The sequence below is a fragment of the Acinetobacter sp. YH12045 genome (assembly GCF_013419925.1).
GTDB classification, from domain to species: Bacteria; Pseudomonadota; Gammaproteobacteria; order Pseudomonadales; family Moraxellaceae; genus Acinetobacter; species Acinetobacter amyesii.
The window spans coordinates 430,827-450,129 of sequence record NZ_VOZE01000001.1 but is presented as its reverse complement, the minus strand read 5'-3'; the positions used below and the strand labels follow the sequence as shown (position 1 = coordinate 450,129).

Genomic DNA, 19,303 nt, shown 5'->3' with positions numbered 1-19,303 from the left:
ACTTTAATTTTCGAAGTTTGAGTATATCCATATTTTTTTCCAACTCTATGGCTTTGTAGAATATTAACTCTAAAACTTTAGTCAAATATTTCACTTGTCACCTATCTGTTGTTATTCTTTAGTCAAAGATCTCTTATTTATGAGCAAAGCAGAAAAGTACTGAATTGTTTGCTATAATTATCGTCAAATCAGCTCTTTTTTTGTTAAATATTATCACTTTATGCAAGATTTAATACACATTGAACCTTTAACGCATGACCAGCCACAAACGCGGCGCGGACATGAACGATGTGTTGCGCTTTTAGAAAGTGCTACGGAGCTTTTTTTAAAACGTGGTTTTGATGCAGTTTCATTAGATGACATCGTGAATCATGCAGGTGGTTCAAAAGCGTCAATCTATAAATATTTTGGTAATAAAGACGGATTATTTAAGGCTATTTGTGACTATCGTCGCTGCTTATTTTTCAAAGATATTTGCCTACCATTTACGGTGAGCCCTGACACAGATATTCGTGCTTATCTCATCAATACTTTAAGTGACTTTCATCAGCATATTGTGATGCCTGAAAATGCTGCATTTATGCGGTTAGTCTTAGAACAAACAGGACGTAATCCTGAAATAGCACGTTATATTCATGAGCAAGGCCCAAAACAAATTCAGAACACCGTTGCAGAAATTTTGTATCAAGCACATCAACACGGTTTGCTGTATTGTGAAAACCCGTTGTTTTCGGCTCAGTTTTATTTTGGAATTCTGCGAAATTTAGAATGGCGCGTTCTCATGGGCATCACCATTGATGAAAATGATCAAGAAACCATCAATTACATCAGTTATTGCGTCGATCGTTTCCTAGACGGTCACCAAAAGCGCTAGATTTTTTGCAATTTACCTCTCTTATAGTATATTAATCGATTCCTTTTTCTCTAACCAACCAACAACTAATTGTTGTTTTGTTTTTTGATTCAGCAATTATTGTGGAGTAACAATGGCTCTACGTCACTTTCTAACTTTACGCGATTTATCGACTTTAGAACTTAATCAAATTGTACAGCGCGGTATCGAACTCAAGCGCAAACAGCATAACAATGAAGTTTTCCAACCTTTCGTTGGTAAAGTCATGGGCATGATTTTTGAGAAATCGAGCACCCGTACACGTGTATCGTTTGAAGCAGGAATGAGCCAATTTGGTGGTAGCGCAATTTTCCTTTCATCTCGCGACTCTCAATTAGGTCGTGGCGAGCCAGTGGAAGATTCTGCACGCGTGATTTCAAGCATGCTTGATATTGTGATGATTCGTACTTTTGGTCATGACATTGTTGAACGTTTTGCTTCTTATTCAAAAGTTCCTGTCATCAATGCATTAACAGATGATCACCACCCTTGCCAATTACTTGCCGATGTTCAAACATTTGTTGAACACCGTGGTTCTATTGAAGGTAAAACGGTTGCTTGGATTGGTGATGGCAACAATATGTGTAACTCATATATTGAAGCGGCTCATATGTGGGGCTTTAAATTAAAAATCGCTGCACCTAAGGGCTATGAACCTAAAGCAGAATTTTTATCTGAATTTGCACACTGTGTGGAACTTGTTGATTCTGCCGAAGATGCTGCAGTTAATGCAGATTTAATCGTGACAGATGTTTGGGCAAGTATGGGCCAAGAAAAAGAGCAAAAAATTCGTGAAAAAGCGTTTGCTGATTATCAAGTGAATGAACGCCTGATGGATCTTGCTCACGCTGACTGCTTATTTATGCACTGCTTGCCTGCGCATCGTGGTGAAGAAATTTCTGAAAATATGCTTGACCACAAAAATGCCGTGGTTTGGGATGAAGCTGAAAATCGCTTACATGCACAAAAAGCACTTGTTGAATTCTTAATTAACGAAAATCTTAAAAAAGACTAAGGTTTTACTTAGATAAAAAAGCACCTTCGGGTGCTTTTTTTGTTTTTGCATGCTTTAATAAAACCATAACTTTTATAAGTGATTAAGATTATGCGTTTAAGAAATATTTGCTTATTGGCTCTTGGATTGAGCTTATCTACTTTTAGCTTTGCTGGTGAACCAAGTGAATTAGATCAATACTTGGTGAAAAATCAGATTTTAGATAGCAATTTTAAAATTAAAAATAAAACAGCTTTAAACGAAATACTGGCTGCCATTAGTGATGAAGATTCACGCACTCTTCCCTATCAAGTTGATCAGAATATGTTGATGGAAAAAATGGAAATGGAAGCGGATAAGATTGAAATTGATGGTATTATCACCACCCCTGATTTTGCGCAATTTGAACAATCATTCGGTGAACATAAGGTGAAGCAACTCATCAAGCATAATTCACTCCAAAACTGTGAATTACTATTCGAGCATCAATTTCAACGTGTTAATCCATATAAAATTGAAATGGATCTAAGCTCGGGTAGCAATCAATACGAAATTATCATTAAAAATACAGAGTGCAAATTTAAATAAATATCTAATTTCTTACAGCTCTTGGTTTAACTTTTGCATTGTTTAACTTAACGAATTAAACCTTGAGGCTGTAATACAATCACAGCTGCGCCCAGCAACACAATGACGCCACCTAGCATATCCCAACGTGTTAGAACTACGTGATCGACAAAACGCAACCACAGCAATGCAGAGAAAATGTAGATTCCGCCATAGGCTGCATAGATACGACCCGAAGCTGCTGGATGCAACGTCAATAACCAAACAAATGCAGCCAATGCAAGCGCTGTTGGAATCCATAACCACTGCGATTTTTGCTGGTTTAAAATCAAATATGGGAAGTAACAGCCTAAAATTTCCATCAGTGCTGTCAGCGCAAATAAACCAAATGTGGTCAGCACTTTTGTTAATGGTATGTCCATCATTGAGAAACCCAAAACTAGCGTCGAATAAATATAAAAAACCCGTGCAAGCACGGGTTTTTGTTAAATAAATTGCTTAAGCAGGTTCAGCGGTTTGGTCTTCAAACACTTCAAGTTTTAAGCCCACAGCTTTGCCATTTTCTTTCTTCACCGAAACAGCAACATTGCCGCCATGTTCTGCAAGCTCACCAAACAAAATCATTTCAGCAAGCGGTTTCTTCAAATGCTCTTGAATTAAACGCTGCATTGGACGAGCGCCCATCAAGCGATCATATCCTTGCTCGGCCATCCATTCGCGTGCATCTTGATCGACTTCAAGAACCACTTTCTTATCATCTAACTGTGCCTGAAGCTCTGTTAAAAACTTATCAACCACACTTTCAATGACAGTTGTTGGCAATGCTTTAAATTGAATAACACCATCTAAGCGGTTACGGAACTCCGGAGAGAAGGCTTTTTTCATCGCGTCTTGGTTATCATTACTGTTATCTTGATCCATGAAACCAATGCTCACACGTGAAATTGATTCTGCACCAATATTGGTAGTCAGCACTAACACGACGTTACGGAAGTCAGACTTACGACCATTGTTATCCGTTAATGAACCATGATCCATAATTTGTAATAACAAATTAAAGACATCTGGATGCGCTTTCTCAATTTCGTCTAGTAAAAGTACGCAATGCGGATTTTTATGAATCGCGTCGGTCAACAAACCACCTTGATCAAAACCTACATAACCCGGAGGCGCACCAATTAAACGAGATACGGCATGACGTTCCATGTATTCCGACATATCGAAACGTACAAGTTCAACGCCTAACAATTTCGCCAATTGCTTAGTGACTTCAGTTTTACCCACACCTGTAGGACCCGCAAAGACAAAATTACCCACTGGCTTATCTGGTGCTTTTAGACCTGCACGAGATAATTTAATCGCAGATGCAAGCGCTTCAATCGCTTCATCCTGACCGAACACCACACGTTTCAGATCACGCTCAAGATTTTCAAGGACGCTCTTGTCATCTTTAGACACAGTTTTCGGTGGAATACGGGCAATTTTCGAAACGATATCTTCAATGTTTTCAACTGAAATGACCGTATCATCTTGCTCAGCTTTTAAACGACGCTGTGCACCTGCCTCATCTATCACATCAATGGCTTTATCAGGCAAGAAACGATCATTGATAAATTTCGCAGATAGTTCTACCGCAGAAACCAACGCTTGATCTTCGTATTTCACATGATGGAATTCTTCAAATTTGCCTTTTAAGCCACGCAGAATATCAATCGTTTCTGAAATAGATGGTTCATTGACATCAATTTTTTGGAAACGACGAGATAATGCATGATCCTTTTCAAAGACTTGACGGTATTCTTGGAAAGTCGTCGAACCGATACAACGCAAAGTACCATTCGCCAAAGCAGGTTTGATGAGGTTCGATGCATCCATCGTGCTGCCCATACTTGAGCCTGCACCGATGATCATGTGAATTTCATCAATAAATAAAATAGCTTCGGGCTTTTTCTTCAATGCATTTAACAGTTGTTTTAAACGCTTTTCAAAATCACCACGGTATTTAGTTCCTGCAACTAAAGCACCAATGTCTAAACTAAATACTTCTGCATTTTCAAGCGGTTTAGGAGCTTTGCCATTTACAATGAGCCAAGCCAAACCTTCAGCAATCGAAGTTTTACCTACACCTGGGTCACCTACCAAAAGCGGGTTGTTTTTACGACGGCGGCATAGAATTTGAGCTGTACGTTCAATCTCTTTTTCACGACCAATCAGTGGATCTGTTTTGCCTTTTTGAGCTTCAACATTGAGATTGGTCGTATAAAGCTCTAATGGGCCAGAATTTGAAGACGTAGTACTTTCACCATCGAGCTCTTCGATTTCTTCTTCGGCTTGAACTTCATCTTTACGTGTGCCATGTGACAAATACTGCGTTAATGTCAAACGGTTGATTTGATGGCGTTTAAGTAAATACACCGCAAATGAATCACGCTCTGAATACATCGCAACTAAAATGTCTGCACCTTCTACAGTGCGGTCATTACCACTCGATTGCACATGGAAAATTGCACGTTGTAAAATGCGATCAAAACTTTCTGTAGGATGTGGTGCTTGATCACTATTTTCGCCAAGCTTAGGGGTATGTTGTTCTACGTATTCTTCAAGTTCTTTGCGAAGCACAATAATGTCTGCGCCACATGCTTTCAATGCATTAACAGCGGAATCATTATCCAGTAAAGCCAATAATAAATGTTCTACCGTCAAAAATTCATGTCTCTTTTGACGAGCCATGCTGACAGCCAAACGTAGTGATACTTCTAATTGACGACTGAGCATGTAATCCCCTTATTAATCTTTTGGCTCAATCTGACAAAGTAATGGATGACTTTGCGACCGAGCGTAATTATTGACCTGATTTGCTTTAGTCTCTGCGATGTCTCGCGGATAAACCCCTGCAACACCCTTTCCTTCATAATGTACAGTTAGCATTACTTGAGTGGCTTGGTCAAGATTCAAAGCAAAGTATTGTTGTAAAATTTCAATTACAAAGTCCATTGGGGTGTAATCATCGTTCATTAAAACGACAGCATACATAGGAGGACGCTTTAACTCAGGTGGCGCAGTCAATACTTGAATGTCTGAATCACCATCATCCTGCGTACCATGGCTGAGATTCGGGTTTAGATGCCAGTCCACTAAACCAGATTGGTAAAATGAATTTTTAATGTCAGATAAACACGTTTGACGCTTATTGGTTCGCATAGGATTTAGGTTTCACACTTAGTTTGCACTTGCTTCAGTTTGAGGAATTTCTGAAAGGAAGGCAGATTGATTTTCAACAGGCTGACCTTTCGACCAGCTAAAACGGCGAATAACGGGTTTAGAACCGGTTAAACGCACTTCAATAAAGTCTGGACTGAAGCCTTTAGGCATGGTCCAACGTCCAGTGAGTCGTTCACTTTCGCTAAAGTTAAAGTTTTTGTCTTCTAAAGGTACTGCAAGTACTTCTGTACCCTTAATTAGGCGCAGCTCAACACTTCCAGATACATTACTTTTTGATGGGCTAACTTGAACGAGATCAAGTTGGTATTCATATGCATTTTCAGGTAACGGTTTAATCGCTAAATGTTGTACTGCAAGCGGCATACCACCACGTTGGCGCAATACTTCACGATACAAAACACCCAAATTACCGGTTAACTCTTGATCATCACGTGCTTTTTTAACAGCCAAATATAAATCATTTGAATTACTTACAGCGACATCACGCTCTTGAATTGCCGCATTCAAACTTTTATTCAGGCCTGCTAATTCAGTTTTTTGCTTTTGCACCACATCAACCAGTTGCTCTGCATCTGCATCATATCCGACCACAGTTAAGCCCTGACGATGACCGATACTATATCCGAGCAAACCGCTGCTCAATGCAAGTACAACTGCACCAATCGCCAGTGGCATATTCGTCTTCATAAAAGGCGTTTTTTCACTGTTTTCAGGTTCTGACTTGAAATTAGATTCTGTATTCGACATCGTCATCTCTTATTTTTAGTTCACTCAAGGCACACATTTAAATCCAGTTTTAAATGTGTGTGAAGTTTTAAATCGTTTCTTATGGTAATAAACCAATGCCTTGAAGTCCTGCATTTTCAGCAAAACTAAACATCAAGTTCATATTTTGTACGGCTTGACCTGCTGCACCTTTCACCAAGTTGTCTTGAGCCACCAAAATCACTAATTTTTTCGGTTGAGGTTTGCAAATCGCAATACGTAATTGGTTCGCACCACGCACAGTACGTGTTTCAGGTGAGCTACCTGCAGGCATAACATCTACAAACTGCTCATTGGCATAGAACTGTTCATATATACTTTGTAAATCCGCAGAAGCACCTGCGTCTGTTAAATCAATATAGATAGTGCTGAGCATGCCACGAATCATTGGTACTAAATGCGGTATGAATAAAATTTCGTTAAACACACCTTTTTGACCTGAAATATTTTCTAAGGCTTCTACAATTTCAGGATGATGACGGTGACCCGCTACACCATAAGCTTTAAAGTTATCGGCATTTTCAGAATAGATCATACCTAGGCTGGCTTTACGACCTGCACCAGACACACCTGATTTTGCATCAATAATAATGCTTTCAGGTTTCACTAATCCTTCAGCTTTTAATAATGGCGCTAAACCGAGCTGAACAGTTGTTGGGTAACAACCTGGGTTACCAATCACTGAAGCCTTTTGAATTTTTTCACGGTTTAATTCAGACAAACCATAAACTGACTCTTTTAATAATTCTGGGCAAGCATGGTCGAGGCCATACCATTTTTCAAATTGAGCTAAGTCCTGCAAGCGGAAGTCAGCAGCAAGGTCAATCACTTTAGTATTTGCAGCAACTAACTCTTCTGCGTGTTTCATTGCAACACCGTGCGGCGTCGCAAAGAATACAACGTCACATTGTTTTAGTTCTTCAATATTTAGATCTGAATAGCAAAGGTCTGTATGTCCACGCAAGCTTGGGAACATATCATCCACACGGCGGCCATTTTCAGTACGTGATGTCAGAACTTTTACTTCTGCATTTGGGTGTCGCAGTAAAATACGCAGTAATTCAACACCTGTGTAACCTGTACCGCCGACAATACCTACTGAAATCACGCTCATTACCTCTATTCAAAGTATCCATTTGATGACTGCGTAGTATGACAGGAAGTTACGGTTTTCTGAACTGTTTTGACATATAAAGCTTCACTTTATAATGTTAGCTTATCTTCTGAATCCTATTAAGTCAGATCATGCATATAAATCCTGATCATTACCTATCCACAGCTCAAGGTCGTGTCTTCACTAAAGAAAGAAATATTCCAGCATGGCAATGCTGTTTTGACGCTTTTAAGCATGAATTAAAAACTAACCCAAAGGTTAAAATCATTTATATATTGATCGGATGCCAAGGGGCTGGGAAATCAACTTGGGCCAAAAACCAAATATCCCGCGAACCTGAAAATATTATTTTTGATGCTATTTTAGTAAAGCAATCTGAACGTCTACCGATAATTGAGCAAGCTAAACAATTGGGTAAAAAATGCGTTGCTGTATGGTTTCAAATCCCGCTCGAAGTATGCATAAAAAGAAACGCTCAACGACCTTCAGATGAAAGAGTCGATCTGACGGCATTAACCAATGTTTATTACGCATTAGAACCGCCTACATACCAAGAAGGATTTGATTTAATTGAAATAATATATTAAGAAATGCTTTAGTGTTTACAACTTAGTGCCTTTAATTCAGAGCACCCACCACCAAGGCATTGCCGTCATTTTTAGTATTTTTCGATGCTGCTGAAAATTTATATCATGCTTTTGCACTTCAGCCCAAAAATTTAGACTATGATCAAAGTGCTTAGTATGCGCTAACTCATGTACAGCCACATAACGCGTGATTTCCAACGGAAAAAGTACCAGCCCACTATTCAACATAATGTCATGCTTTGCAGAACAGCTGCCCCAACGGGTTTTGGGCTGACGAATTGAGCAATCACCATATTTCAAGCCTGTTTCACTGCTCACTTGCTTTAAATAAATTGGTAAATACTCTTTGGCATAAGCAATCACAAAGCTTTTTAAATATTGCTCAGGCTGTCGATCACTGATGAATAGTTGATGGCTTTCGTCATCCAAGATAAATGAATGTTTTTGCGTTTGATAAACAACCATTAACGGTTGTTCTAAATTAAATAACTTTAATTTTATTGGCAGACTTCGATCCTGCAGCCCTGCTTTTTCCTGCTGCTTCTGCCATGTCTCAATCATCCATTGTTCTGATTGTTTCAAAAAATCTTGAACTTGGCGCTGAGTACAAAACTGCGGAACCGTTAATTTGATTTGAGTTGGTTCTACACGGAGTCTTAGGCGTGTGGCACGTAATTTCCGAGTGATTTGAATTTCAGGAAGGTTTAGTGTCATTTATTTTTTTATTAAAAGCTTTTAAACAATGCATAAATTGAATTTTAAGCAGTTTTCAAAAAGTATATTGGGGGTTCCTTCTCCCTCTGGGAGAAGGTTAGGATGAGGGGGACATTTAAATTGACCTCTCCCTAACCCTCACCTCAAAGGAGAGGGAACTTCCATTAGAAATTTAAATATAAATCGAAACTCTATTTACATTTAAATTTTCTATAGATTAAACCGCAGTACGCTCTTCAATACCGTTATCAGTTGCAACAACAGCAATATCCGCTTTGTTTAATGCAAAGATACCGTTACACACTACACCTGGAATGTCATTCAAAGTCTTTTCAAGTTCCAATGCATTTAGGATATTTAAGTTGTGTACGTCTAAAATTACATTACCGTTATCTGTTACTACGCCTTCACGGTACACAGGGTCGCCGCCTAAAGAGACAATTTTACGCGCAACAGCAGAACGTGCCATTGGAATCACTTCTACAGGAAGCGGAAATTCACGTGCCAACTGATCAACCCATTTAGAATCATCTACGATACAAACGAATTTTTTCGCAATAGACGCCACGATTTTTTCACGAGTCAACGCAGCGCCGCCACCTTTAATCATGTGCATATGACGGTCGATTTCATCTGCACCATCCACATAGGCATCTAAACCGCCAACGTGGTTCATATCAACCACTTCAATGCCTAATTTTTTCAAACGTTGTGCAGTTGCTTCAGAACTTGCAACAGCCGCTTCCAATTGAAGTTCTGGCAATAACTCAATAAGGAAGTTCACAGTACTTCCTGTACCAACACCCAAAATACCGCCCTTTGGCAAATGCTTTAACGCAGCTTTTGCGGCAGCTTGTTTCTTTTCATCTTGGGTTGCATACAGACTCATAACTTGGCTCAACTATTTTTTGACATTAGACGCTGATTTTTCAGCCCAAATGTACAGGGGTTTGTTACAATAAACCCCTATTTTAAACTGTTAGATGGAAAATTAACATGCTGTCTCGTTTGGTTCGACAAATATTACAGGCAACGGTCTATGACGTTGCAATCGAAACCCCACTCGAAGCAGCGCCACGAATTAGTGAAAAACTAAACAATAACATTCGCTTTAAACGCGAAGATTTACAACCTGTCTTTTCTTTCAAGCTACGCGGTGCCTACAACCGTATTAGTCAATTACCGAAATCTCAGTTGGAACGTGGCGTTATTACTGCTTCTGCAGGTAACCATGCTCAAGGCGTGGCTTTATCTGGTAAAAAGTTAGGTATCCGCGCCATTATTGTTATGCCTAAAACCACACCAGACATTAAAGTACAAGCGGTTAAACGCTTAGGTGGTGAGGTGGTTCTGCATGGTGATTCTTTTGACGTAGCCAATAAATATGCAATCCAATGTGCAAAAGATGAAGGTATGACCTTTATTCCACCTTATGACGACGAACTCGTTATGGCCGGTCAAGGCACCATTGCCAACGAAATTTTGCGTCAATGGCGTGATGTAGACTATGTATTTGTTGCTGTTGGCGGTGGCGGTCTCATTGCCGGTGTAGCTGCTTATCTTGGTGATGTGGCACCGCATGTTAAAGTCATTCCTGTTGAATATGACGAATCAGCATGTTTAAAAGCAGCCTTTGAAGCTAATGAACGTGTCATTCTTCCATCTGTAGGTTTATTTGCCGACGGTACAGCAGTTGCACAAATTGGTGAAAAACCATTTGAAGTGATTCAGCTACAAAAATCAGATAACTCAGGCCCAATTGTTGAGCGTGAAGTTGTACTGGTAAATACAGATGAAATCTGTGCTGCAATTAAAGATACCTTTGATGAGTGCCGCAGCATTGTAGAGCCGTCAGGTGCAATGGCACTTGCAGGTATTAAAAAATATGTTGCTGAGCATGGTCTAGAAGGCAAAAATATGGTGTCGATTGTATGCGGCGCCAATATGAACTTTGACCGTCTGCGCTACATTGCAGAACGTACTGAACTAGGTGAACGTAAAGAAGCGATCTTTGCTGTGACTATTCCAGAAGAAAAAGGTTCATTCCTCCAATTCTGTCGCGCATTGCAAGGTCGTAATATCACTGAATTTAACTACCGTGCAAGCAACTCAAGTGCCGCTCAAGTCTTTGTGGGTATTAGTCTCAAAAATGGTGAGAAAGAACGTCAGGAAATTTTTGAAACCTTAAAATTCCAATACGATGTAGACGATCTTTCCGATGATGAAGTGGCTAAACTGCATATCCGTTATTTGATTGGCGGTCATGCCGATATCGAGAATGAACGCCTATTCCGCGTGGAATTCCCCGAACGTCCAGGCGCATTACTGACTTTCTTAGAACGTCTAGGCCCAACGCATAACATCACCCTATTCCACTACCGTAACCACGGTGCTGCGGAAGGTCGTGTATTGGTGGGTATGGAAGCAACGGATGCCAAACAAAACCCTGATGGTTTGATTGAAACATTGGAAAATATTACCTATCCATATGTTGAGATTACCAATAACCTCGGTTATCAACGTTTCTTGAAATAAATAAGACTTTTATTCTAAAGCTGGGATCTAGGTTCCAGCTTTTTTATTTGCATCAATTCTTTTCTGCATCAAAATAAATATATTCATCAATTTAATTCATCAACGCTGTCATTGTTGTTAAATTCACCACACCCTATAATCCATTGAAAATAAAACAAAATGGATTTTTAAAATTGAATATTTATGCCTTATTTATGATCACTATTGTAGGTTTAGGTGGATATTTTTATGCATATCCGGCTTATCAACTTAAGCAAGAGGAAGATAAGATTCGTCAAAGTATGAAACAAATTCCAAATCAGTCCCGTACGCAAAATCTAGAAAATATTTACGGCTATACCGCGCAAGCTGAAATGTTGAATCAATATCCAAATTACATTGTATATATTCGCTTTGATGAGCTAAGTGATCAAACCGCTCCCGAACCTGTTCAAGCCATCATCCGTGAATTTTCATGCGATGGCTTAAACCGTTTAAAGAACAATTCTGAGCTTGTTCGTAAAGCCACTCTAAATGTCATTAAAGAAGATCAGCATCAATTTCAATACATTCTAAAAAATAAATTAGGCTATGAAATTTTTAAATACCAACAAGTTATGGATAATTGTCCCAATATTGCTGAACTTTATGCCTATCAAAATGCTGAAGAAATTAAAAATTAGAGCTTTTCGGTTTAGATGGATTATGTAAATTTTCATAGCCGCTCTAGGCTGAACAAGCTAACATCAACATATTTAATAACTTTAGAATAATTTAGGAATACGGCATGGCTCAATTCGCTGTGATTGGCTTAGGAAGTTTTGGCGCAACTGTAGCCACAGAACTCATGGGTTTAAAACACGATGTCATTGGAATCGATAGCAATAAAAAGTTTGTTGAAAGTATTTCGGACCAACTAACCCATGCAGTGATTGCTGATGCAACAGATGAGCACGTTTTACAAGAACTCAATATTCAAAATTGTGAAGCAGTCGTAGTCGCAATTGGTGAAGATATTGAAGCCAGCATCTTATGTGTGCTCCATCTTAAAAACATGGGGATCAACAAAATTTGGGCCAAAGCCAAGTCCAAAGCGCATCACATGATTTTAACCCATTTAGGCATCAGCAAAATCATCCATCCTGAAGAAGATATGGGTGTCCGTGTTGCCCAGTCACTGAGTTATCCAATGGTGAGTCGCTACATGGTGCTCGAAGATGAGCATTATTTGGTGAAAGTTGAAATTAAAGAGTCACAACAAGGCACGCGTTTAAATCAAATAATGGATCATGTCCCTGAAGTGACGACGATTCTGCATAAACGTGGCACCGAGCTTCAATATAGTTTAGATCCAAACCTGATTTTACAAACAGGCGATATTTTAGTGGTTGAAGGTTTACTCGAACATTTACGTCGACTGGCTAAACACTTTAAAGCAACTTTGTAATCAGCGTCGCGCTCTATTTGCACACAAGCGCGCAAGATGACAGTAGAAAAACATGAAACTGCACAATAAACAGCGTAATACCATTAATCTCAGTCCACCCAGTATTTTGGCATTGGGTTTTCTTGGGCTCATTATCATTGGCACCTTGCTGTTAAAGCTCCCATATTCACATCATGGTGATTTAAGTTGGATCAATGCCCTCTTTACAGCGACCTCAGCCGTGACCATTACTGGACTTTCGGTTGTAAATGTCGGCGAAGCCTATACGGTGTTTGGTAAAGTCGTGATTATGGGTTTACTACAATGCGGTGGTCTCGGTTTTATGACCTTTGCGATATTGGCCGCTATGAGTTTGTCCCCTAAAATTGGGCTAAAACAACAAATTATGGCTCAAGAAACCATTGGACAAACCAGCCTTGCCAAAGTGACCATGACCATCAAAGGCGTACTGCTTTATTCGCTATTTTTTGAAATGGTGGGAACGGTTATTTTGACCATCGCTTGGATGCAAGAATACAATTTTAACCAGGCCCTGTTCTATGCTGCCTTTTATAGTGTTTCAGCATTTAATAATGGTGGATTTTCATTATTTCCCAATAGTTTAATGAGCTTTGCTGACCGTTATTTCATTACGTTTACCATCAGTATGCTTTACATCATTGGGGGTATTGGCTTTTTGGTACTGATGGACATTAAGCGCAATAAAAGTTGGAAAAAACTCAGTACCAATAGCAAGTTGATTTTATCTACCATTGCAGGACTAAATGTCTTCGCCTTCATCACCATATGGTTATTAGAAGCCAATAATGCTGCGACCTTAGCCACGATGTCACTTGGTGACCAAGCCCTCAACGCGTGGTTCCATGCAACGGTTCCACGCTCTTCGGGTTTTAACAGCTTACCTATGGAAAGCATGAGCGATGCATCATCACTCGTAACGATGTTACTGATGTTTATTGGTGGTGGTTCTCTCAGTACAGCCGGTGGCATTAAAGTCGGGACGTTTATCATTGTTGTGCTCAGTGTAGTCAGCTTTTTAAGACGTGAAGACGAACTGCGTGTGTTTAACCATTCTGTTTCAGAAAAAACGACCTTCAAAGCATTAGCAGTGATTTTCATTACAGTGACGTTGATTTTCATTGGTTTTTTCAGTCTATTGCTACTCGAACCTGACAAACGCTTTTTAGACTTACTCTTTGAAGCAGTGTCCGCTGCCTGTACAGTAGGCCTATCTCGTGGCATTACCAGTGACTTACAACCCGCCAGTTTAGTCGCCCTGATGTTGTTGATGTTCGCAGGCCGTCTTGGCCCCTTAACACTGGCTTATCTGATTGCTACACCAAAGAAGAGTCGTTTAAAACACCCGCCTTCTGAGATTCAGATTGGTTGATTTGTACATTTTCTCTCAGTCATAAAAAACCACGCCGTAGCGTGGTTTTTTTATTTGCGAATCTTTAGAACCAATTCATTAATGACACACCGACACCGACATAGGTTGCCCGATGGTTATAGTCAATCAGGCTTTCACCATAGCCATCAAACAATTGAACTGTGCCGCGCAATTTACCATTGATTGGGAAAGTCCAATCAAACTGCACAGCACCATGTGAGTCATCCCCACCTTTCAGTGAATGACGTAACATCAAACTAAAGTCATGATCTTTATGACGATAAAATGCTGTTAAATCCCCACGTCCCACATAATCGGTAATGTCAGGATTGTTATCATCTTTGGTATCTTCTTCGAAACGATACCAAGGACGTAACATCAGTGCAAAATTGTCACGTTCAAATCCTAGATTTAACATGACACGGTTCCAACTCCGCGATAAGGGATCAGAACGTCCATTAGACTGATGGTTAAAGGTTAGACCCAACATACGCCAATTCAAACCTAAGAGTTCATAGTTGGTACGAAAAACCAGACTAGCTTCAGGTTCATAGTTGGTTTCACGGAATGGTCGTGATTCGTCTTCGTTGTAGACTTGCCAACGAGAAGACTGGGTATAGCCCAACCAGATATCACCATTATCACCAAATAAGTTTTCAACAGCTTTGGTTTTTAATGACAATTGGAACTTGGCTTCCATCGATTTAAGGTTTTGTTCCTGATCGGCTTGTACCGTGTTATTTTCATTCGGGCTAGATGGACGTTCATTTTTATCTGAAGTCCAATATCCCGGCATTAAATACACAGGTTGATAGCCGCGAATATTCCACGTCCCTAATTTACTCTCTGGAGAAAGTTCCCAACGACTATCCAATAATGAAAGATTTGGATTGAGGTTCGGTGCTTCTACAGCAAATAAACGGTCCGTAAACGCATGACTGACTTTTTCTTTCAAAGTCAGCTTCTCTGTCGGTTCAGGCTTAATTTCTTGTGCGGCTTGACGCTCAGAGACCAACATTTCTTTTTCAGCAGGTTGCACTTTAAACAAAGCGTCATAACACGATAATCGCTCTGCATTTGACTCAAGTGCCACACATGCTTCTGCGGTTGCAGGCTTAGCAGCCACATCCGCATTTTGTGCATTTACAGTACTGACATACATTGAACTGAGCGCAATGAGGCTCAGTTGCAATGTCGTACGCTCAAGAGATTTGAACGCCATAAAAACCCCTTTTTTGTTTTAATTCACTTGTTTTATTTCGAAACCAAGCTCAACCAAAGCATCTCGCTTAGCCACCGGTGCAACCACAGCTTTTGTCGGTTGTTGTTCAACCAAATACGCCACAGCAACACGTTTAAGATCTTCCAAAGTCACATTCAACAGACGTTCACGTAACATTTGACGGAAAGCTGGCGTGCGTTTATGCAATAAAGCATAACAAGCTGTAATGGCTTCACCCGCTGGTGACCCGGGTTTATCCATGCTGGCAATTAGACCCAAAATCGCTTCTTCAAGCTGATGCGGTTGTTGTTCAGCATTCAGTAGCCACTGCACACTTGCGTCAAAATCTTTAAACGTTTCAGCTAAACGTGGGTCACGGTAGCTATAGAAACGGAATGAACATGCATTACCGTCATAGCTTGCACCACCACCATAAGCACCACCTTTTTCACGAATCGCGCTATGCAAGAAGCCATTACGTAGATAAGCCGCCAAAATCATTAAAGGTGCTGCATCTGGATGTGACACTTCCACCGCAGGATATGCTGAAGCGCAGAACTGAACATTGGCTTGAATGAGCCAAGCTTCGTCATTGTTGCTATCTGCAAAATTCACTTGAGTTAAAGCATGTGGGTTATCATCAATCGCCACTTTATCCCAAATGGTTTGAACTTCTTCAACCAATCGGTCTGAATGATGCTCCTCACACACCACCAAGAATTGTTTTGGTGCTTTAAGCAAACGGTTGTGAATTAACTTAAGCTCATCAATCAAGGCATTATAAGCCGTGTCGTCTTGCTCAATTTTGCTGACAAGTTCTGACAGCCAGTTCAGCGCGCCTAGGCCTGTATTATGATAATCACGTAGCGCCAATGCACTATGTTGACGACCTGCAATTTGCATTGCATAACTATGACCAGAACCAGATACACGTGACTGCCAACGTGCTTTACGTTGTTGCAATAACTCTACGATACGGTTTTTCTCATCAAAACGTAGCTGTTCAAAAGCCAATTTCAATAAGCGAATAGCTTCAAGATTATTCACCAATGATTTGGTGGTTAGAGTCAGCCAAGCACTAATTTGACCTTTATCGTCCACTTTTGAACGCAGGGATGCACCCATACCTAAACCGCCACTCACAGCTGTTTGCAACTGTTGTAGCTCTAAGTAGTCGTATTCACCTGCACCAACTTCACCCATCAAAATCGACAAGAGGTTGAAATACGGCGATTGCACCACTTCATCAGGAATCTGAATCAAAACTTGTTGGTAATAAAGACCATTGGTGCCTGCGTGGTAAAGATTTAACGGCGTATCCAAGCCATTACTGATAATTTCGCGTAATTGACCTTGTACAATCTGTAATTGTGCAGGAACGTCTTCTAAACCTACTTTAGGCAATAGGTTCAAATCATCTGGGGTATCTTGACGAATGTTCAGTGCTTCAGTCTGCGCAATAATCTCTGCTTTTTGCGCTTCAGTTAAGTTCGCATCAATTTCTTTTAAACGTGCTTTTTCTGCTGCCGCTTCCAACGCATTTTTTTCAGCATCTGGAACCAAAGTTAATTGCACACGATGTTGATTATCAAGCAAGTAAGTTTTGATTAAGTTAGATAACCACATTGGGTCTTTCAACTCTTCCTTCACTTGTTCAATGGCCGTATCCACATCCCAGACATCCACAGGGTCTGAATGGTGAATCGCACTGCTTAAACCATTCAGAATTAAGCTTAGGCCATATGGTGTACCATCACCATTGATTTCACGCTGATGCAATTCAATCTGATGCAAAATCGCCTCAACTAAAGCCGGGTCAACAGGCTTAGCCGCAACGTCTTCTAATACTTTAAACACGCCATTTTTAAATTGTTCTGCATGCTCAGGGTTTGAACCTTGAATTGCACAGTAGAACGTCATTTCATAGTTTGAGTCATCTACGCCCATGAATGGACCAGTCGACTGTGCATAACCACAGGTTTCTAAGTAATGACGTAATGGTGAAGCAGAATCTTCAAGCAATACACCTTCAACCAAACGCATACCTAAACGTAATTTGATATTACTTGCTTCTGGCAATAACCAAGAAAGCACATGATAGGTTTTGTCTTTGAGGTCTTCAGCATCAACTGCATACGTTTCAGTTACAGTTACAGGCGCAGTTAAGCGGCGCTCAGGTTTTGAATATAGCGTTTGACCTTTTTCAAATTTTGACAAAGCAAGCGTTTCAAACTGTTCTTGTAAATTATATGCAGGCTCATTACCAAAGGTCATAAACACCGCATTACTTGGGTGATAATGTGATTTGTAGAAACTAACCAATTCTTCATAGCTTAAGTCAGGAATGTCTTTCGGATCACCGCCTGAGTTGTAATGATAAGTTGTTTCTGGGAATAAATGATGGGCAAGTTGGTGATACAACTGATCTGAAGGTGAACTCATTGCACCTTTCATTTCATTAAATACCACGCCTTTATATACAGCTTCGCCATTTTCTAGCTCAATACGAATCCCTTCTTGCGCAAAATCAAGCGGGTTCAAATTCGCAGCAAAAGCAGCATCCATATAAACTTCTAACAAGTTTTGGAAATCTTTTTTGTTTTGCGTTGCAAATGGATAAGCCGTCCAATCCGCTGCGGTAAACGCATTCATAAACGTATTGAGGGAACGACGAATCATTAAAAAGAATGGGTCACGTACAGGGAACTTTTCTGAGCCACAAAGTGCTGTATGCTCAAGAATATGCGCCTCACCTTTTGAATCCATCGGCTGCGTACGGAAGGCAACTAAAAATACGTTTTCGTCATGGTTTGTGGCTAAGTGATAATGCACTGCGCCAGTCACTTTGTGTTTATATTCAGACACTAAAATGTCTAAAGCTTCAACATGATGTTGACGAATCAACTGAAACGCGGGATGTACAGTTTGAGAAATGGTTTCAGTGACATCTACAGTCATGTGTGCTCCTAATCTATTCATTTAAATTAGGCAAAGTATACCTTAAAAAATCACAACTAGATTCACCGAAACAACATTTCCAACTGTTTTAATCAACTTGAACTTTAATTTTAAAAATCACTTGTTTTCGCACTAAAACATTTAGACTGGTTTTATGGATTGCCTATCATTTCGTGTTGACCAATAGACACAAATCACAATCGCCAATAACAATACAAAGGAAGCCATAAAGCGACTTAAATCCAATCCACCTGAACTGATTGGCTTATCTAGAAAATCGCCGACAACTGCGCCCAATGGACGTGTCAAAACAAAAGTAGCCCAAAATAAAATCGTCGTTGAGACCTGACTAAAAAAGTACAACAATGCCATCAAGATAATTAGACCACCAAATAGCCAAATACCACCGCTATAGCCTAATCCTGCACTATCGGAAGTCCAGTCCCCCAAAGCTGTACCTAGCGTTTGAGAAAATGTAATCGTCAACCAATAAAAGATCTGTGTTCGCGGCAAATTCACTACACTTGGATTGATCGATCCTTCGACTCGATACCAACTAAAAAGCGATATGAGCACCAAACTCAGTAACAGCAAACTACCACCCAAGTAGCCAATACCTAAAGAACGATCTACAAAATCCGCTAAGGTCGTACCGACCGTGGTACTGGCAATAATCGTGGCCCAATATAAATAAGGTTTATAGGCTTTGGACTGTATTTGAAAATACAGCAAACTGATAAATATGCCTGCGAAAATAAATGTACTGAGTAGATAGCCCAAATTTAAGGACATGGACAATGCATCACCACTGGTTTCCCCAAAGGTGGTCGCAAAAATTTTGGTCAACCAAAACAGTGCGGTAATCTCAGGAACTTTTTTAACGTAGTCTTGTAGCTCAGACACTTGCATATGCATCA

Annotated in this window: 18 protein-coding genes; 8 read left to right on the top strand and 10 right to left on the bottom strand. The window is 40.1% G+C overall.

From position 1 onward, the window contains the following. Positions 1-220 precede the first annotated feature (220 nt). The 3 genes from FTU02_RS02310 to FTU02_RS02300 all read left to right on the top strand — a co-directional run bounded on the left by FTU02_RS02310 (position 221) and on the right by FTU02_RS02300 (position 2,474). A complete protein-coding gene (locus FTU02_RS02310) occupies positions 221-874 on the top strand; it encodes a TetR/AcrR family transcriptional regulator (protein ID WP_111883702.1) in 654 nt (217 codons plus the stop codon). Between the two features lie 112 nt (positions 875-986). Beyond that, positions 987-1,907 (top strand): ornithine carbamoyltransferase, encoded by a 921-nt coding sequence (gene argF / locus FTU02_RS02305; protein WP_180155566.1) that lies wholly within the window; start codon positions 987-989, stop codon positions 1,905-1,907. A 90-nt stretch (positions 1,908-1,997) separates the two neighbouring features. Next, positions 1,998-2,474, top strand: a complete 477-nt coding sequence (locus FTU02_RS02300; RefSeq protein ID WP_180155564.1) for a hypothetical protein — start codon at positions 1,998-2,000, stop codon at positions 2,472-2,474. Between the two features lie 47 nt (positions 2,475-2,521). Here FTU02_RS02300 and FTU02_RS02295 read toward each other — a convergent pair whose 3' ends face one another. From FTU02_RS02295 to argC, 5 genes are all read right to left on the bottom strand, one after another. Continuing rightward, on the bottom strand, positions 2,522-2,875 hold the full coding sequence (locus FTU02_RS02295; protein ID WP_180155898.1) for a YnfA family protein: 354 nt from the start codon (positions 2,873-2,875) through the stop codon (positions 2,522-2,524). Positions 2,876-2,951: 76 nt separating this feature from the next. Next, complete coding sequence (gene clpA, locus FTU02_RS02290; RefSeq protein ID WP_078188640.1) at positions 2,952-5,228, bottom strand: ATP-dependent Clp protease ATP-binding subunit ClpA; 2,277 nt, start codon at positions 5,226-5,228, stop codon at positions 2,952-2,954. Between the two features lie 12 nt (positions 5,229-5,240). Then, positions 5,241-5,654 (bottom strand): ATP-dependent Clp protease adapter ClpS, encoded by a 414-nt coding sequence (clpS, locus tag FTU02_RS02285; RefSeq protein ID WP_180155562.1) that lies wholly within the window; start codon positions 5,652-5,654, stop codon positions 5,241-5,243. Between the two features lie 18 nt (positions 5,655-5,672). After that, a complete protein-coding gene (locus FTU02_RS02280) occupies positions 5,673-6,422 on the bottom strand; it encodes a hypothetical protein (protein WP_078188642.1) in 750 nt (249 codons plus the stop codon). Between the two features lie 79 nt (positions 6,423-6,501). Then, the gene (argC, locus tag FTU02_RS02275; protein ID WP_180155561.1) at positions 6,502-7,554 is read right to left on the bottom strand and encodes an N-acetyl-gamma-glutamyl-phosphate reductase; all 1,053 of its coding nucleotides are present in this window, start codon (positions 7,552-7,554) and stop codon (positions 6,502-6,504) included. 131 nt (positions 7,555-7,685) lie between these two features. Between argC and FTU02_RS02270 the strand changes: the two genes are divergently transcribed. Further along, positions 7,686-8,141, top strand: coding sequence for an AAA family ATPase (locus tag FTU02_RS02270; RefSeq protein WP_180155559.1), 456 nt, complete (start codon positions 7,686-7,688; stop codon positions 8,139-8,141). A 36-nt stretch (positions 8,142-8,177) separates the two neighbouring features. Here FTU02_RS02270 and FTU02_RS02265 read toward each other — a convergent pair whose 3' ends face one another. Together FTU02_RS02265 and rpiA are read right to left on the bottom strand one after the other, a co-directional pair. Continuing rightward, positions 8,178-8,855 carry a SprT family zinc-dependent metalloprotease gene (locus FTU02_RS02265; protein WP_180155556.1) on the bottom strand — a complete coding sequence of 226 codons (678 nt, stop codon included), beginning with the start codon at positions 8,853-8,855 and terminating at the stop codon, positions 8,178-8,180. Between the two features lie 217 nt (positions 8,856-9,072). Continuing rightward, positions 9,073-9,744: a ribose-5-phosphate isomerase RpiA gene (gene rpiA / locus FTU02_RS02260; RefSeq protein ID WP_078188646.1), complete on the bottom strand. Its 672-nt coding sequence runs from the start codon at positions 9,742-9,744 to the stop codon at positions 9,073-9,075. 107 nt (positions 9,745-9,851) lie between these two features. Between rpiA and ilvA the strand changes: the two genes are divergently transcribed. The 4 genes from ilvA (at position 9,852) to FTU02_RS02240 (ending at position 14,206) form a co-directional block, all read left to right on the top strand. Next, on the top strand, positions 9,852-11,390 hold the full coding sequence (ilvA, locus tag FTU02_RS02255; protein ID WP_180023764.1) for a threonine ammonia-lyase, biosynthetic: 1,539 nt from the start codon (positions 9,852-9,854) through the stop codon (positions 11,388-11,390). Positions 11,391-11,584: 194 nt separating this feature from the next. Next, on the top strand, positions 11,585-12,052 hold the full coding sequence (locus tag FTU02_RS02250; protein WP_180155553.1) for a hypothetical protein: 468 nt from the start codon (positions 11,585-11,587) through the stop codon (positions 12,050-12,052). A 104-nt stretch (positions 12,053-12,156) separates the two neighbouring features. Further along, complete coding sequence (locus tag FTU02_RS02245) at positions 12,157-12,816, top strand: TrkA family potassium uptake protein (protein ID WP_180155551.1); 660 nt, start codon at positions 12,157-12,159, stop codon at positions 12,814-12,816. A gap of 52 nt (positions 12,817-12,868) precedes the next feature. Further along, positions 12,869-14,206, top strand: a complete 1,338-nt coding sequence (locus tag FTU02_RS02240; RefSeq protein WP_168378596.1) for a TrkH family potassium uptake protein — start codon at positions 12,869-12,871, stop codon at positions 14,204-14,206. Positions 14,207-14,270: 64 nt separating this feature from the next. Here the strand turns inward: FTU02_RS02240 and FTU02_RS02235 are convergent, their stop codons facing one another. The 3 genes from FTU02_RS02235 to FTU02_RS02225 form a co-directional block, all read right to left on the bottom strand. Continuing rightward, positions 14,271-15,428: a phospholipase A gene (locus FTU02_RS02235; protein ID WP_180034824.1), complete on the bottom strand. Its 1,158-nt coding sequence runs from the start codon at positions 15,426-15,428 to the stop codon at positions 14,271-14,273. Between the two features lie 18 nt (positions 15,429-15,446). Continuing rightward, positions 15,447-18,386 carry an insulinase family protein gene (locus tag FTU02_RS02230; protein WP_180022829.1) on the bottom strand — a complete coding sequence of 980 codons (2,940 nt, stop codon included), beginning with the start codon at positions 18,384-18,386 and terminating at the stop codon, positions 15,447-15,449. A 141-nt stretch (positions 18,387-18,527) separates the two neighbouring features. Continuing rightward, complete coding sequence (locus tag FTU02_RS02225) at positions 18,528-19,301, bottom strand: hypothetical protein (RefSeq protein WP_373684191.1); 774 nt, start codon at positions 19,299-19,301, stop codon at positions 18,528-18,530. Positions 19,302-19,303 lie beyond the last annotated feature (2 nt).